The sequence below is a fragment of the Thioclava sp. genome (assembly GCF_048263065.1).
Classification (GTDB): Bacteria; Pseudomonadota; Alphaproteobacteria; order Rhodobacterales; family Rhodobacteraceae; genus Thioclava.
Window position 1 is genome coordinate 252,870 of record NZ_JBLXEM010000006.1, and the last position, 16,099, is coordinate 268,968.

The window sequence follows — 16,099 nt, forward strand, 5'->3', positions numbered from 1 at the left end:
TGCGCGCTACGCCGCCTCTGCAACCCGCGCGCGCCACAGCGTGAACAGCCCCGCGCAGACCACAACGCCCGCGCCAATGACCACGTTCGTCTCAAGCGGTTCACGAAACACGACGACACCAATCGTCGCCGCGAAGACCAGTTGCAAATAGGCGAATGGCTGGATCGCCGAGGCTTCGGCCATCTCATAGGCTTTGATCAGCAGGAAATGTCCGGTGGCCGCTGTGACGCATAAAACGGCCATCCACGCCCAATCGCTTGCGATCATGTTTTCCCAATGCCAGATGCCGACCGCTGTCACGATCAGCGCTCCCACGACGCCCGTATAGAAGAACGATACCGAGGCCGGATCGACCCGCCCAACATAGCGCGTCATCAGCGAATACAGCGCAAACAGCGCCGCCGCCGCCAGCGGGATCAGCGCATAGGAAGAAAATACACCCACGCCGGGCTGCAAAATAATCAGCACCCCGACGAAGCCAATCGCGATTGCCACGAGCCTGCGCCAGCCGACCTTTTCGCCCAGAACAGGGCCAGACAGCGCCGCCACCAATAGCGGATAGCAGGCGAACACCGCATGGCTGTGCACCAGCCCGAGATAGACAAAGCTTTGCACCATCACGATCACTTCGACGATCAGCACGACCGAGCGGAACAGCTGCGCCCAAGGCAGACCGGACCGGCTGGCGCGCCGCAGTCCTCCGGGGCTGCGCGCAGCGATCACCAGCACAAACCCCGCGAAGAACCAGAACCGCACCATCAGCGCCATATAAACGTTGTAGGTCTCGGCCAGATGGCGCGAGATCCCGTCTTGCAGCGCGAAGATGAAGGTCACCATGACCATCAAGATGATGCCGCGACGGTTGTCTTGCTCAACCATGAAACACGCCTTTCGACATATGCCGCTTATGGCCGAAACCGGGGCTACGCGTGACCTCGAACCCGGCATCCGCCAAGGCACGGCGCACGAACCCGGCGGCGGTATAGGTGGCAAACGTGCCGCCCTTGGCGGTATGCGCGCCCACCTGTGCCATCAGATCATCGCTCCACAGTTCGGGGTTCTTGGCCGGGGAAAAGCCATCCAGAAACCACGCATCTGCGCAACCCTGCCAATCTGGCAGGCTTTCGCGGGCATCGCCCTCAATCACCTCAACGGCAATCGGGCCAAACGGGAACGACCGCGCGCCTTGCGCCCAAGCGGTTAAAAACGGTTCGGCAATCGCCTGTGCTTGCGGGAATGCGTTTAGAGCGCGCGCGATTTCCTCGGCGCTCATCGGATAGGCCTCAAACGAAGTGAAACGGATCGGGCAATCATCAGGGCAGATCAGCCGCAGCGCCAGCAAGTTTAACCCCGTGCCAAAGCCAAGCTCGGCCACCTGAAACCCTGCCACCAACCGCGCCGGCAGATCATTGCCCGCCAAAAACACATGGCGCGTTTCATCCAAACCGCCGCCAAGGCTGAAATACGGGTCATCAAACCGGCGCGACACTGGCAAAACGCCATCGCGCCAATCCAGATCGGCTTTGCTCTGGTCAGGCTGGGTCATCAGGGATAGTCCGTTGCTTACATCCGAGCAGTGACGCAAGGGGCGGAAAATGACAAGCGGGCGAGCAGACCTGACAGTGCGCGGCGGCGGTATCTTTGGCCTCGCCATCGCCTATCAAGCAGCGCGGCGTGGCGCGAAGGTCCGGCTGATCGAGGCCGTGCGGATTGGCGCGGGCAGTTCGGGCGGGCATGTCGGCGCGCTCGCCCCGCATGTGCCCGAGAACTGGAACGCCAAGAAGCAGTTTCAATTTGAAAGCCTGATGATGGCCGAGACGTTCTGGGCCGAGGTCGCACAGATCGGCGGGAGCGATCCGGGCTATGCACGCATCGGGCGCATCCAGCCGCTGATGGACGCCGCGCAGATCGCGCGCGCGCAGGACCGTGCGGCAAGCGCCGCTGATCTGTGGCAGGCGCGCGCGATTTGGCAGGTGGTGGAGGCGGCGCAGTTCGCACCCTTCGCCCCGCCCTCACCCACTGGCTTGGTGATCCATGACACGCTGAGCGCGCGCGCTGCGCCGCGCGCCGCTGGTGCCGCCCTTGTCGCGGCTTTGCAGGCGTTGGGCGCAGAAATTGTGATTGGTGAGGGTGCCGAGATCGGCCCGGTGATCCACGCAACCGGCGCGCCCGGCTTGGCCGCGCTGAGTGCCGCGTTCGACAAGCCCGTTGGCAATGGCGTCAAAGGGCAATCCGCGCTGTTGCGCCATGACGCGGGTGCTGCGCCCCAGATTTATGCCGAAAGCCTACATCTTGTCCCGCACAGCGATGGCATGGTCGCGATTGGCTCGACATCTGAACGGGAATTTGACGCCCCCGACACGACCGATGCCCAGCTTGACGGGCTAATCGACAAGGCCCGCCGCCTTTGCCCCGCGCTGACCAACGCCCCGGTGATCGACCGCTGGGCAGGCGTGCGCCCCCGCGCCAAGACGCGCGCCCCGATGCTGGGCGCTTGGCCCGAACGGCCGGGGCATTTCATCGCCAATGGCGGCTTTAAAATTGGCTTTGGCATGGCCCCGAAAGTGGCTCAGGTGATGGTTGATCTAGTGCTGGACGGGCACGATACGATCCCCGAAGGGTTTCGTGTCGAGGATAACCTATAAGGGGCACTGGCCTGCGATCCACACCGAAAAAGGGCCACCCGTAGGCAGCCCTGTCTCATATCTTCTCGCAAGGCGTAAAGCGGCCTTACATATTGCCCTTCGATATCTCACCCGCGATGTGATCGGCCTGACGGATCGCAAGTGCAACAATGGTCAGCGTCGGGTTTTCCGCCGCGCTGGTGGTAAATTGCGAGCCGTCCGAGATGAACAGATTGGGCACGTCATGGGCCTGACCATGCTTATTCACCACACCATCGCGCGGATTCTCCGACATCCGGTTGGAACCAAGGTTATGCGTTGACGGATAAGGCGGCGTTGGAAGCGTCCGGGTTGCGCCCACCGCGTCATACACCGCAGCCCCTTGCGCATAAGCGTGCTTGCGCATCGCCACGTCGTTGGGGTGGTCGGTGTAGTTCACATTCGCGACCGGCAGCCCGTAGGCATCCGTGACCGCGTGATTGAGCGTAACGCGGTTGGTTTCCTGCGGCATATCCTCGCCGACAATCCACATCCCGGCCATGTTTTCATAGCTATCAAGCGCCGAGGTAAACTCACGCCCCCAGCCGCCCGGATCAAGGAAGGCCGCCATGAAGGGCAGGCCAAGGCTGAGCGTTTCGAACTCATACCCGCCGACAAACCCGCGCGACGGATCATGGCGCGATTCATCGCGAATGATGCCCGCCATCGTCGTGCCGCGCCACATCTTCACCGGCTTGTCGAACACACCATAAACCGAACCCGTCATGTGGCGCATGTAGTTGCGCCCGACCTGACCCGAGGAATTGGCCAGACCGTCAGGGAACATCGCGGAATGCGAATTGAGCAAGATCCGCGGGCTTTCTATCGAATTGCCTGCAACGCAGACGATCTTGGCCTTTTGCATCTGCAAATTGCCGTCCTTGTCGAAATACTCGACGCCCGAGGCCAGCCCCTTATCGTCATGCAGAATGCGTGCAGCATGGACGTGATCGCGCACCTCCAAATTGCCCGTCGCCTCGCCTCGCGGAATGTCGGTATAGGCCGAGGACCACTTCGCGCCCCATTTGCAGCCTTGGAAACAAAAGCCCGTTTGCTGACAGGCATTGCGCCCGTCATATTCGACCGAGTTGATCGCCATGCGGCCCGTCGAGACATCCTTGTAGCCCAGCGCCAGCGCCCCCTTCTCGAACACCTTGTAGTTGTTGCTACCCGGCAGGCCCGGACGATCGCCGGTGCGCGTCACGCCCAGCTTGGCCTCGGCCTTTTCGTAATAAGGTTCCATTTCAGCGGGGTCGATGGGCCAATCCAGCAGGTTCGCCCCGTCGACAGCGCCGTAATGGGTCTTGGCTTTCCACTCGTGCTCATGAAAGCGCAGGCTGGCCCCGGCCCAGTGAATCGATGTGCCTCCGACCGCTTTGACGATCCACGCAGGCAAACCCGAGAAGTCCTTGGCCACGCGCCAATCTCCCGAGGTCGTGCGCGGTTCGGTCCAGGCAAGCTGGCCAAAACTGTCCCACTCGTCGTTGATGTAATCCTCGGGCAGATAGCGCCCACCCGCTTCAAGTGCGACCACTTTGACGCCCTTTTGCGCCAGTTCATTTGCAAGCACACCGCCGCCAGCGCCAGTGCCGATGATAACGACGATGCTGTCGTCGTTCAGATCAAATTTCGCAACCATGTCTGCCTCCTCACAGCCAGTCGATGTCGTCAAAACCGCGGTTGATGTAGCCGCCTTTGGAATAGGACTCGCCCTCATATCCAAAGACCGGCCAAACCGCTTTCTGGTTGTAGAGACCCGTCACAAGGCCGCCGCGAACCTTTTGGAAAAACGCGCTTTCCTCGGTGCCGCGCAAGATCGCTACGCGATCCTTTTCCCACGCCGTATCAAGGTAGCTCGCATTGCCCTTGCCGCGCGCGGCGGCATCAAGGGCTGCGATTCCGGCCTCGATTTCAGGGGCGGCGTCTGTGGTGTCATACCCTTTGACGGCCATGACGTAATACTGATCGTCAATCTTGTCGTGGGGATAGATATCGCGCGCCATCTGCACGAGTGTCGCGAATGTGGTGGGTTTCAGCGCCGTAAGTTCGGTCGCCCAAGCGGCATTGCGCGCCGCCATGAACCCCGATCCCACAACGAAACTTGCCCCCGCTACGGTTGCCCGTGAAAGCAGCTGCCGACGGGTCAGCCCTTTCGAGCCTACCTTAGTTGCCATTGTCGTCTCCTCCCTGTTGTCTCCCGTGAAACGGGCCTATTTGTAGCGACCGCCCCGCTGTAGCACCTCGATCTGGTATCCATCGGGATCGGCCACGAAAAAGAACTTCGCGATGACCTCCCCAGCCGGCGCGAATTCCACGAGTTTGCGAGGTGCGAGCCCCTGCGCCTCAAAGCGCTGATGTTCGGCGTCAATATCATCGACCGAGACGGCGAGATGGCCGTAGCCATTGCCAAGGTCGTAGGGCTCGGTCTGGCCCTTGTTGACCGTCAGTTCCAATTCGAACCCGCTTTCGGCGTTGCTGAGATAAAGCAGCGTGAAATCGGGGAAATCGAGGCGGTCCGCAACCTTGAGACCAAATGCCTTGTCGTAAAACGAAACCGAGCGGTCCTCATCAAGGACACGGATCATGGAATGGATGGTTTTTGCCACCGTTTGCTCCCGCTACATTGCTATCACTTACCTTTGAAAGCGTAGCAGCGGGCTCAGGTGGGGCAGGTAGTAGGTCTATACTACCTGCAAAAAATCTTCGTGGGTGCGTCGGTGCTCACTCCGCCGCGACGGCGAGTGGCGTGCAATCCGTAGAGATTTCCAAGAATTTCAGACAAGCACAGCGCAAGAGTGACGTAAAGTTCGATGGCTCTCCGCGTTGCTCCAACACCTCGGCATGCAGCGCCGAGATAAAGGTGGGCGTGGACACCCCGTCGCGCGCGGCGATTTCATCCAGAATATCCCAAAATGCGTTCTCAAGCCGAATACTTGTGCTTTGACCGTTCAGGCGAAGCCGACGCGTTTCACTGGAATAGCGTTCCGGGTGCTGACCGGCGAATACATGGCACATATCGTCTCTCCTCCCTTAGATCCGATTGCCGCTGCGCGCTTTGCAACGCGCTGGACAGAAAGGATACCCGCTGGTTTTGATACGTCAACGTGCTTGTTCGGCCAGCTTGGGCGGGCGCACGCCAACGGCAAGAACACAGCGCGCAGATCGTGCGATCCTGCATCCTTAATGTGGTGAAGGGTTTTCCTTGCCTCGCGCGCGCGCTACACAACGCTCAAGCTGAGCCAAGGATGCCATGACATGACGATGGATAAAACTTTCGACGCCGCCGCAGCCGAACCGCGGATTTACGAAAAATGGGAAAAGGCGGGCGCGTTCAAAGCGGGCGCAAATGCCTCACGCGAGGAAACGTTTTGCGTGATGATCCCGCCGCCCAACGTTACGGGCGCGTTGCATGTCGGTCATGCGTTCAACAACACGGTGCAAGATATCCTTGTGCGCTGGCACCGGATGCGCGGCTTTGACACGCTCTGGCAGCCGGGTCAGGACCATGCGGGCATCGCCACGCAGTTGATGGTCGAAAAGGAACTCGCCAAGACCGGACAGCCCAAGCGGGTCGAGCTGGGGCGCGAGAAGTTTCTTGAGAAGGTCTGGGACTGGAAAGGCGAATATGGCCAAACCATCGTCAACCAGCTTAAACGGCTTGGCTCTAGCGCCGATTGGTCGCGCAATGCATTCACGATGGCAGGCGCACCGGGTGATCCGCGCACAGGCCATGAAAACAGCGCCAATTTCCACGATGCCGTCATCAAGGTGTTCGTGGATATGTATGAAAAGGGCCTGATCTATCGCGGCAAGCGGTTGGTCAACTGGGATCCCCATTTCGAAACCGCGATCTCTGATCTTGAGGTCGAGAATATCGAAGTCGCGGGCCATATGTGGCACTTCAAGTATCCGCTCGCGGGGGGGGGAACCTATACTTACGTCGAGAAAGACGAGGACGGAAATATCGTCGTGCAGGAAGAGCGCGACTACATTTCCATCGCCACGACGCGCCCCGAAACGATGCTGGGCGATGGCGCGGTTGCGGTGCATCCCTCAGACACGCGCTATGCGCCAATTGTCGGCAAACTGTGCGAAATTCCCGTCGGCCCCAAAGAACACCGCCGTCTGATTCCGATCATCACCGATCAATACCCCGACAAGGATTTCGGTTCTGGTGCGGTGAAAATCACTGGCGCGCATGATTTCAACGACTATCAAGTCGCCAAGCGCAACGGCATCCCGATGTATCGCCTGATGGATACCAAAGGCGCGATGCGCGATGACGGGTTGAGCTATGCGGAATGTGCCGCGCGCGCGATGGAGATCTCAAAAGGCGCCAATTTTACCGAGACCGAAATCGACGCACTCAACCTCGTGCCCGACGAGTTGCGCGGTCTCGACCGCTTTCAGGCGCGCAGGGCGGTAGTGCAGCAGATCACCGATGAGGGGCTGGCGGTGATGATCCCCGGCGAGCCTGACGATTCCGATGGCAAGGTGTGCTTTGATGGCGGCATGGTGCCGCTGGTCGAGGCCAAGCCGATCATGCAGCCCTTTGGCGACCGCTCAAAAGTCGTGATCGAGCCGATGCTGACCGATCAGTGGTTTGTGGACGCCGAACAGATCGTGGGCAAAGCGCTGGATGCGGTGCGCAACGGCGACACGGTGATCCTGCCCGAGGCGGGCGAAAAGACCTATTACCACTGGCTGGAAAACATTGAGCCGTGGTGTATCTCGCGCCAGCTTTGGTGGGGCCATCAGATTCCGGTTTGGTACGGACTTGATCTTAAGGCCCCCGATTTCCGCGATGACGAGGGCGATGGCACCCTTGATCTGGTCGAGATGGGCCGGTTGCTGGTGGAAACCAAGATGGTCCATCAGGGTGACGTGTATCACTGCGCGCCCGAATTTGACGGTGTAATCGCACATTTCAAAGCAGGTATCGCGGGGCTTCCGACGCCGCTGAACGTCGCGCGGGTGGTTGAGGTTGCCGACCGTCACGCTGCCGTTGAGGCGCTGGCCGCAAGCCTTGCGAACTATGAGATGACCGAAGACCCCACGCAGCTGATCTACCCGGTCTGGCGTGACGCGGATGTGCTGGATACATGGTTTAGCTCGGGTCTGTGGCCGATTGGCACGCTGGGCTGGCCCGAAGAGACGCCCGAACTGGCGAAATACTTCCCGACCGATGTATTGGTCACCGGCTTTGATATCCTGTTCTTCTGGGTTGCCCGGATGATGATGATGCAACTCGCCGTGACCGATCAGGTGCCGTTCCACACGGTCTATCTGCACCAGCTCGTGCGCGACGAGAAGGGCAAGAAGATGTCCAAAACCACGGGCAATGTGATTGACCCGCTGGAGATCATTGACGCTTACGGGGCGGATGCGTTGCGCTTTACCAATACCGCGATGGCGGCATTGGGCGGCGTGCTGAAACTCAGCGAAGAGCGCATCAAAGGCTATCGCAACTTTGGCACCAAGATCTGGAATGCCACCCGCTTTGCCGAGATGAACGGCGTGTTTGACGGCCCCGTCGTCAGTGCGATCCCACAGCCGAAGCATACGGTTAACCGCTGGATCATCGGGGAAACCGCGAAAGTGCGCGAACTGGTCGATGACTCATTCGCGGCCTATCGGTTCAACGATGCGGCGCTGGGGCTGTATGGCTTTGTTTGGGGGCAAGTCTGCGACTGGTATGTCGAGTTTGCCAAACCGCTGTTTGATGGCGAATATGCCGAGGAAACGCGCGAAACGATGCGTTGGGTGCTGGATCAGTGCTATATCCTGCTGCACCCGATCATGCCCTTCATCACCGAGGAGTTGTGGGATCTGACCGCGCCGCAAGGCGACCGCGCCAAGATGCTGATCCATGCCGATTGGCCCAGCTACACCGCCGCTGACTTGGTCGATCCGACCGCTGATCGCGAGATGAACTGGGTGATTGATCTGATCGAGGCGATCCGGTCGTCGCGCACGCAAATGGGGGTTCCGGTGGGGCTGAAGCTGCCGATGGTTCTGGCGCAGGCCGATGACGCGGCCCGCGCCGCATTGGCCAATAACGAGGCGCTGATTTTCCGTCTTGCGCGCATTGAGTCGATCACCGAAGGCCCCATTCCGAAAGGCGCGATCTCGATCCCGGCGCAGGGTGCATTGTTCGGTCTGCCCCTCGAAGGCGTGATCGACATCGGCAAGGAAAAGGCACGCTTGGAAAAGGCGTTGGGCAAGATGGAAAAGGATATCGGCGGGCTGAAGGGGCGGCTGAACAATCCGAAATTCATCGAAAACGCCGATCCCGAGGTCGTGATCGAGACCCGCGAAAACCTCGCGCGTGCCGAAGAAGAGGCCGACAAAGTGCGCGGCGCAGTCACCCGCCTTGCAGAGATCGGCTAAACAAAATGGGGCGGGCGTTTAGCCCGCCTCTTTCATCGTGAACGCGACGCCCGAGGCAATCACGCAGATCACCGCGTAAGCGATCAGCACCGTCTCTGGCCCCATCATCGCGACGGCAGAACTGACCACGCCAAACCCTAGCAGCATAACCCCCACCGTTGTGTTGGACACCGCCGTATAGGCGGCGCGATTGTCCTTGGGTGCCATGTCGACCAGATAGGTTGATCGCCCCAGCCGCACCCCCTGATAGCCGATCATCAGCCCGAATAGCGTAACCGGTGCGGCCCAGATCGTGCTCATCAACTCGGCCTGATCCAGCCCGATCCCCAACGTCAGAAACACCGCAGCGACCAAGCCGGTGAAAATCAAAACCTTGCGCGAGGACCGATCCGCCAGCCGCCCCCAGACATAGGAACTCACCAGCGAGGCGAGCGCCGAAGCCAGCACCATCGCCCCGAGCGCGCCAAAGCGATTATCGCCCGCCTGAGCTGCGAGCAGCACGATATAGGGCGGCGCAAGGGCGGTGGGCAGCAATAGCGTGCGCGCGATCACGAATTTCCCCAGATCATGGTCCTGCCACAGCAACGCCAATTCATGCCAGCCCACGCCTTTGGCTGGCGCACCCGGTTGGTCCTCTTCGCGCAGTGTCGAGAACACCGCCGCCGCTGCGACCCATAGCAATGCCGCGAGAGAAATCGCCCCGATCACAAGGTTCATCCGCCCGAAAATACCGCTAATCAAGATCACCGCAAACAAGATCACCCCCGCCGCAGAAATCGTCGTCGCGATCCCGGTCGTGGTGCCCCGACGCGTGCGATCCACCGTCTTGCCCAGCACGTCCTTATAGCTCACCGACGAGACTGAGCGCGCCACCGCCAACACTGCCAGCGCCGCCAATATCGCCAGCCCCGCCCCCATCCCCTGCATCGTTGCCGCGATGCCCACGATCGCCGCGGCCGCAAGCCCCTGAAACAGACTGCCTGCCGCCCATGCCCATTTGCGTTGCGGCAACCGGCGAATACGCGGCGCGGTGAACAGTTGCGGTAGTAGCGAGCCTGCCTCGCGGATCGGAACCAGCCATGACACCAGCGACGCGGGCGCGCCCAGCGCCTGCATCAGCCAGCTCAGCACCAGTTTCGGGTCGATCAGCCCATCGGCCAGCTTGGTCATCGACAGCGAGGCGACATGGCGCAGGAAATTGGCGGGTTCGGCGCGGCTGGCTTCCCGGCTTAGCTCTTTGGCCTCACCGCTACGATCGCCAGTGAGGGTCTGAAACAAGGTGGTGGCAAAGGAGGTGTCACTGGCGTTCATCGGCTGGCTCTCCGGTCGGGTCGTCTCGAATTGCATACTCCAGCATAAGGCCTAGACCCAGCACCAAGTTCCACACGCCCTCTTGCCGCAGAAACGCTTTGCGCTTACCCCTTGGGCCATGATTGGACCTCGCTATACCAAATTGATCGACAGCCTTCCCGCCAACGTGCCCTTCGTCGGGCCCGAGGAACAGGAGCGCCTTGCTGGCCGCCCCTTTGCCGCAAGGTTGGGCGCGAATGAAAATGGCTTTGGCCCCAGCCCGCGCGCGATTGCAGCGATGGCCGCAGCGGCGGGCGATGTCTGGAAATACGGCGATTCCAGCAGCCATGATCTGCGCGCAGGTATTGCCGCCGCGCATGGGGTCGGCATTGAGAACGTGCTGGTGGGCGAGGGGATCGACGGGCTGCTGGGCTATCTGTGCCGCCTGATGATTGAGCCGGGCGATGCGGTCGTGACCTCAGACGGGGCCTATCCGACATTTAATTACCATGTCGCAGGCTTTGGCGGGGTACTGCACAAGGTTGCCTACCATGCGGATCACGAAGACCCGCAAGCGCTGCTTGCCAAGGCTACCGAGGTCAACGCCAAGCTGGTCTATCTTGCTAATCCCGACAACCCGATGGGCAGCCATCACCCCCGCGAAACGGTCGAGGCGATGATTGAGGCCCTGCCAAAAGGCACGCTAATGGTGCTTGATGAGGCTTACGTCGAATTTGCCCCAGAGGGGAGCGAAGCGCGTATCGCCACAGATGATCCCCGCGTGATCCGAATGCGGACATTTTCCAAAGCGCATGGGATGGCAGGCGCGCGGGTTGGTTACGCGCTGGCCGCCCCATCTCTGATCGCGGCTTTCGACAAGATCCGCAATCATTTCGGCATGTGTCGGATCAGCCAAGCGGGCGCGCTGGCGGCGCTGCAAGATACCACTTGGCAAGCCTATATGCGGCTACTGGTGACGGGAGCGCGCACGCGCATCACCCAGATCGCGGCGCAAAATGGGCTTACCGCGCTGCCCTCTGCAGCCAATTTCGTCGCAATTGACTGCGGCGCAGATGGTGCTTTCGCCCGCGTCGTTCTTAGCGAATTAGGCAAAAAAGGCGTTTTCGTGCGCATGCCTTTCGTTGCGCCGCAAGATCGCTGCATCCGCGTTTCGGTCGGCCCCGAGGCGGAACTCGACGCCTTTGCCACCGCCCTGCCCGCTGCGCTGAAAACTGCCCGCGCCACACTGTCACGTTGATTGGCGCCGCGATCGGGTGCATCTGAGCCATAAAGCTGAATCTCAGATAAAGGAAAACGCGATGAAACAATCTCTGCTGATGGAAAAATACCCGGTTTTCGATATGACCCTGCCCAAGGGTGAGACCTCTTGCACGTCGGTGGATGATATCATCGCCAAGTTGCACGCCAAGATCGACGCCCATCCCAAGGTCGCTTATATCGCGACGTTCGATCACTACGCGCATACGAAATCCATCGACGGCACCGTTGCCGATGGGATCAAGGACGCCAAGAACATCGTGTTCTGTTTCGGCGTAGCTCTGCCCAACCCGCATGTTCTGGCCGTACGTCCGCGTGCGATTGGCGTGGCCGATATGGGGGACAACTTTCATCTGACATTCCTTGAGCCGCCGATGGAAGTGGCGACCAAGGAAATGGAAAGCTGGTGCAAGGCACTGGCTGACAAGGCGTAAACCCGCCATGCAAATCGGCGGAAGGGGGCCGATCAAGCGCCCCCTCCGCCATTGGTGAGTTGAACCGACTCACCACACTGCTCATGTTCTGTCGCAAAACAGGAGCAGTCCATGAGTCGCAAAACCCGTAACACCCGCATCGCTATGCTTAGTCCGCTGGCATTTGCTTTGGCCTTTGGGGCCTATGCCGGCACCACGCAGACAGGGCGTGAACAGCGCCTGTCGGCCACCTATGAGCAAAGCACCCCGATCCGGCGCGAGGATGAGGACGAGTTGGGCTGGCTGACTGAATGGCTGGAGCGCCACGGTCAGTCCTGACATCCTTTGGGAAACCTCAGCCCTTAGCGACCTCGGCGGCGGCGGCGGCAAGCGCCCCGCCCCCATGCGCGATCCCCAGCGCCTGTAGTCCGGCCTCCATCGTGGCCAGCGCACCCAGCGTCATATGGGCATTCACATGCCCCATATGCGCCACGCGCAGGAAATCATTGGCCTCGGGCGTGCCGGGTTCTGCCATGCCCAAGCCGATGCCCAACGTCACGCCCGCCTCAGTCTCCAGCCAGTGGCGCAAGCGCTGCGCCCCCCCGCCACCGATCCGCGCCGCCGTCACCGAATGGGCGCGTTGCGCGGGGTTTGCGACGTTGAGCGCGATATCTCCGTCCTGCCCCCAGGCCTCAAACGCCGCCCAGACGGTGCGCGCCAACGTGCCGTGGCGTGCCCAGATATGAGGCAGGCCCTCTTCTTCGAGGATCATCTTGAGCGATTCATCCAGCCCGAACAGGTGATGCGTCGGGGAGGTGCCGCCGAAATACTGATAGACCATTTCCGGAAACGCGCGCGGCTGCCAGTTCCAATAGGGCGACGCAAGATCAGCATTTTTGCTGGCCTCGTTGGCCTTGTCCGAGAACCACACAAATCCCAGACCGGGAGGAACCATCAGCCCTTTTTGACTGGCCGCGACCATAACATCGACGCCCCAATCATCCATGCGAAACTCATCACAGCCAAGCGACGCAATTGCATCAACCATCAGCAGCGCTGGATGCCCGGCCGCATTGATCGCCGCGCGCACGGCAGCGATGTCATTGCGCAGCGAGCTAGCTGTATCGACATGTGTCAGCAGCACGGCCTTGATTTCATGGCCCGTATCCGCGCGCAAAGCGGCCTCGACACGGTCGGGATCGACCGAGGCTTTGATACCAAACTCAAGGCGCTCGACCTCGACACCCATCGCCGCCGCAGAGAGCGCCCAGATATCGCCAAATCGGCCGGTGATCAGCGCCAGCGCCTTGTCACCACGCGAGAAGATATTGGCGAGCGAGGCCTCCCACGCGCCATGCCCGTTGGCGATATAGATCGCGACGTGGCTGGTGCTGAGTGCGACGCGGCGCAGCCCATCGGCGATCCGTGCGGCCAGCAGTTCGATGTCACCTTCATAGATATTGGGCGCAGGCCGGTGCATCGCGGAAAGCACGCGATCAGGCATCGTCGAGGGGCCGGGAATGGCAAGATAAGGGCGGCCTTGGGACAAGCTCATAGCGATACTCCGGCATTGAAATCGCCCTATCGGTAATCGCGCGCGCAGGGGGCGTCAATTGCTGCCGCGCTTGCACGGCCTTCGCTGTCACGCTAAGCCGAGAACTCTCCCGCGCCGTGGTGCGCCAAAATTGCAGGACCGCCTTGGCCGATCAAAACGATCCCTATAGCTCGAAACACCTGATGAGCCGGATGTGGCGCGATTATTTGCGCCCGCATTGGCCGATGATGGTGCTTGCAGGGGCGCTGCTCACTATCGAAGGTGCGACACTTGGCGCGCTAAGCTGGATGCTGGAGCCGCTATTTGACAAGGTGTTCAAAGAGGGAAACTCTGGCCTTCTTTGGCTGGTTGGCGGGGCGATCTTCGGTCTCTTTCTGATCCGCGCGGTCACCTCGATCGGGTCACGCACCGTGATGGCGCAGGTCGCCTATGGCACCAGCTCGGCGCTTCAGGTTGACCTGCTGCGCCATATGCTGCGCCTTGATCAGCGGTTTTATAGCGACAATTCTCCCGGCGATTTGATGGAGCGCGTGCAGGGCGACACCCGCGCGGTTCAGGGCGTCTGGCAGGTGTTCATCACCGGTGCGGGTCGCGATGCGGTGGCGCTTGTCTCGCTGTTTTCGGTCGCGATCTCGATTGATCCGATCTGGACGCTTTGGGCGGTCATCGGCGCGCCGCTGTTGATTTTTCCTGCCGCAATTGTGCAGCGCTATATCCGGCGTAAAACGCGCCAGATGCGCGAGCGGTCCTCGGATCGCTCGACCCGGCTGGATGAGGTGTTTCACGGCATTGCAGCCGTCAAACTGAACGGGATTGAGGATTATCAAGCTAACCGCTTTGGCGCGCTGGTCGATAATATCCGGGTCGCGATGCTCAAGGTCACAGCGACGCAGGGCACAATTCCGGCCCTGATAGATGTGGTGACGGGGTTTGGCTTTTTCTTGGTGCTGGTGCTCGGGGGGCGTCAGATTATCGAAGGCGAACGGACCGTCGGCGAGTTCATGTCGTTTTTCACCGCGATGGCGCTGGCCTTTCAACCGTTGCGTCGCTTGGCGAACCTCACGGGCACATGGCAAACGGCGGCGGCCAGCCTAGAGCGGATCTACCGGCTGTTTGACACTGCGCCCAGCATTACCTCGCCTGCCCAGCCCCAAGCTATGCCCAGCGAAAAGCGCATCGTTCTAGAGGATGTGCGGCTACGCTACGGCGAAAAACAGGTGCTGCACGGTCTGAGTTTTGTAGCCGAGCCCGGCCAGACGACCGCTCTTGTCGGGCCATCGGGTGCTGGTAAAACCACCGTTTTCAACCTGCTCACGCGGCTTGTGGATTGCGAAAGCGGGCAGATCACCCTCGGCGGCGTCCCGATTGAGGCACTCGATTTGACAGAGCTGCGCGCGCAGTTTTCAAGCGTGTCGCAAGATGCCGCGCTGTTTGACGAAACGATCCGGGAAAACGTGTTGCTCGGTCGAAAGGATGTCGCGCCGGAGACCGTACAGCGCGCGTTACAGGCCGCGCATGTCACGGAATTCACCGATACTTTGGCCGATGGAATAGACGCACATGCAGGGCCGCGCGGCTCTGCCCTGTCGGGCGGACAGCGTCAACGCGTCGCAATCGCCCGCGCCGTGCTGCGCGACGCGCCGATCCTGTTGCTTGATGAGGCGACCTCGGCACTTGATACCGTGTCCGAAGCCAAAGTTGCCCAAGCGCTGGCCGATCTGAGCGTTGGCCGCACCACCTTGGTCATTGCGCATCGCCTGTCCACGGTGCGCAACGCCGACAAGATCGTGGTGATCGTCGAGGGGCGTGTCGTTGAGCAGGGCACACATGAGACCCTTCTCGCCCAAGACGGCCCCTATGCGGGCCTGTGCAGGATGCAGCTTCTCGACTAGGGGTGGCAGCGTTCGCCACGTGCAGAACGGAGTAGTGCAAGTCAAGAACTGCGCGCCCCAGAATGTAGGCGACCCCACCCGGTATTTCGCTATTGTGTCCCACCGAAGCGAGGGAACACTAAGGACCTGTTACGTTTTCGTTCCGGTCCCGGTGCTCGTTTAAGCCACCTCTCGTTCGAAGGCGTCCGGACTTTTCCTGCCCAGTTCTGACGGTTGTCGGCGTGGATTATAGACGCCGTTGATATATTCGTAGATGGCCATGAAAGCCTGCCTGCGTGTTTCCCATGGCCGCCGCCAAATCAGTTCGGCCTTGATGGTCCTGAAGAACCTTTCGACTGCGACGTTGAAGCTCTTATATGCGTCAAGCTGCATTTTTCAGCGGATTTTGGCACATAGAGTGACTGTAGATTTCTCGAACGACGTAGCGTTTTAGGCATGAGCCACAGCTCGCGCGACCTGCGATCGCCAGGGTGCCAAGTCGCAGGTTTGACAGTGACGCCGCACTCCTTGAGAAATCTCTCCAGTTCGCGATCGAAAACGGCGTAGCAAACTTAGAAAACCCCGCATGGGAGATTTCAGCTTTTGGGCAATGTACGCCCTTGAAAGCGTTTATATTTC

Annotated in this window: 14 protein-coding genes and 1 pseudogene; 6 read left to right on the top strand and 9 right to left on the bottom strand. The window is 60.5% G+C overall.

What is annotated here, in order from left to right; genetic code table 11:
- Positions 1-6: 6 nt before the first annotated feature.
- Complete coding sequence (locus ACN0SD_RS11215) at positions 7-879, bottom strand: DMT family transporter (RefSeq protein ID WP_417808329.1); 873 nt, start codon at positions 877-879, stop codon at positions 7-9.
- Positions 872-1,546, bottom strand: a complete 675-nt coding sequence (gene mnmD, locus ACN0SD_RS11220; RefSeq protein WP_417808330.1) for a tRNA (5-methylaminomethyl-2-thiouridine)(34)-methyltransferase MnmD — start codon at positions 1,544-1,546, stop codon at positions 872-874. Before mnmD ends, ACN0SD_RS11215 begins: the two co-directional genes overlap by 8 nt.
- Before the next feature lie 49 nt (positions 1,547-1,595).
- Between mnmD and ACN0SD_RS11225 the strand changes: the two genes are divergently transcribed.
- Positions 1,596-2,645 carry an NAD(P)/FAD-dependent oxidoreductase gene (locus tag ACN0SD_RS11225; RefSeq protein ID WP_417808331.1) on the top strand — a complete coding sequence of 350 codons (1,050 nt, stop codon included), beginning with the start codon at positions 1,596-1,598 and terminating at the stop codon, positions 2,643-2,645.
- A gap of 85 nt (positions 2,646-2,730) precedes the next feature.
- Here ACN0SD_RS11225 and ACN0SD_RS11230 read toward each other — a convergent pair whose 3' ends face one another.
- The 4 genes from ACN0SD_RS11230 to ACN0SD_RS11245 form a co-directional block, all read right to left on the bottom strand.
- Positions 2,731-4,302 carry a GMC family oxidoreductase gene (locus tag ACN0SD_RS11230; protein ID WP_417808332.1) on the bottom strand — a complete coding sequence of 524 codons (1,572 nt, stop codon included), beginning with the start codon at positions 4,300-4,302 and terminating at the stop codon, positions 2,731-2,733.
- A 10-nt stretch (positions 4,303-4,312) separates the two neighbouring features.
- Positions 4,313-4,837 carry a Twin-arginine translocation pathway signal gene (locus ACN0SD_RS11235; protein ID WP_417808333.1) on the bottom strand — a complete coding sequence of 175 codons (525 nt, stop codon included), beginning with the start codon at positions 4,835-4,837 and terminating at the stop codon, positions 4,313-4,315.
- 36 nt (positions 4,838-4,873) lie between these two features.
- Entirely contained in the window at positions 4,874-5,269 is a 396-nt protein-coding gene (locus ACN0SD_RS11240) for a VOC family protein (RefSeq protein ID WP_417808334.1), read from the bottom strand.
- Between the two features lie 115 nt (positions 5,270-5,384).
- The gene (locus ACN0SD_RS11245) at positions 5,385-5,678 is read right to left on the bottom strand and encodes a ribbon-helix-helix domain-containing protein (protein WP_417808335.1); all 294 of its coding nucleotides are present in this window, start codon (positions 5,676-5,678) and stop codon (positions 5,385-5,387) included.
- Positions 5,679-5,918: 240 nt separating this feature from the next.
- Here ACN0SD_RS11245 and ACN0SD_RS11250 point away from each other — a divergent pair, with 240 nt between their 5' ends.
- Positions 5,919-9,053: a valine--tRNA ligase gene (locus tag ACN0SD_RS11250; RefSeq protein WP_417808336.1), complete on the top strand. Its 3,135-nt coding sequence runs from the start codon at positions 5,919-5,921 to the stop codon at positions 9,051-9,053.
- 18 nt (positions 9,054-9,071) lie between these two features.
- Here the strand turns inward: ACN0SD_RS11250 and ACN0SD_RS11255 are convergent, their stop codons facing one another.
- Positions 9,072-10,364 carry an MFS transporter gene (locus ACN0SD_RS11255; RefSeq protein ID WP_417808337.1) on the bottom strand — a complete coding sequence of 431 codons (1,293 nt, stop codon included), beginning with the start codon at positions 10,362-10,364 and terminating at the stop codon, positions 9,072-9,074.
- A gap of 118 nt (positions 10,365-10,482) precedes the next feature.
- Between ACN0SD_RS11255 and ACN0SD_RS11260 the strand changes: the two genes are divergently transcribed.
- From ACN0SD_RS11260 to ACN0SD_RS11270, 3 genes are all read left to right on the top strand, one after another.
- Positions 10,483-11,601, top strand: a complete 1,119-nt coding sequence (locus tag ACN0SD_RS11260; RefSeq protein WP_417808338.1) for a pyridoxal phosphate-dependent aminotransferase — start codon at positions 10,483-10,485, stop codon at positions 11,599-11,601.
- A 61-nt stretch (positions 11,602-11,662) separates the two neighbouring features.
- Positions 11,663-12,055, top strand: a complete 393-nt coding sequence (locus ACN0SD_RS11265; protein WP_417808339.1) for a DUF6858 family protein — start codon at positions 11,663-11,665, stop codon at positions 12,053-12,055.
- A gap of 111 nt (positions 12,056-12,166) precedes the next feature.
- On the top strand, positions 12,167-12,373 hold the full coding sequence (locus ACN0SD_RS11270; protein WP_038132835.1) for a hypothetical protein: 207 nt from the start codon (positions 12,167-12,169) through the stop codon (positions 12,371-12,373).
- A gap of 16 nt (positions 12,374-12,389) precedes the next feature.
- Here the strand turns inward: ACN0SD_RS11270 and ACN0SD_RS11275 are convergent, their stop codons facing one another.
- On the bottom strand, positions 12,390-13,589 hold the full coding sequence (locus ACN0SD_RS11275; RefSeq protein WP_417808340.1) for a pyridoxal-phosphate-dependent aminotransferase family protein: 1,200 nt from the start codon (positions 13,587-13,589) through the stop codon (positions 12,390-12,392).
- 191 nt (positions 13,590-13,780) lie between these two features.
- Between ACN0SD_RS11275 and ACN0SD_RS11280 the strand changes: the two genes are divergently transcribed.
- A complete protein-coding gene (locus tag ACN0SD_RS11280) occupies positions 13,781-15,481 on the top strand; it encodes an ABC transporter ATP-binding protein (RefSeq protein WP_417808357.1) in 1,701 nt (566 codons plus the stop codon).
- Positions 15,482-15,640: 159 nt separating this feature from the next.
- On the opposite strand, the pseudogene ACN0SD_RS11285 reads toward ACN0SD_RS11280, so the two are convergent.
- Positions 15,641-15,826: pseudogene (locus tag ACN0SD_RS11285) on the bottom strand (IS3 family transposase); the annotation flags it as partial.
- Positions 15,827-16,099: the final 273 nt, after the last annotated feature.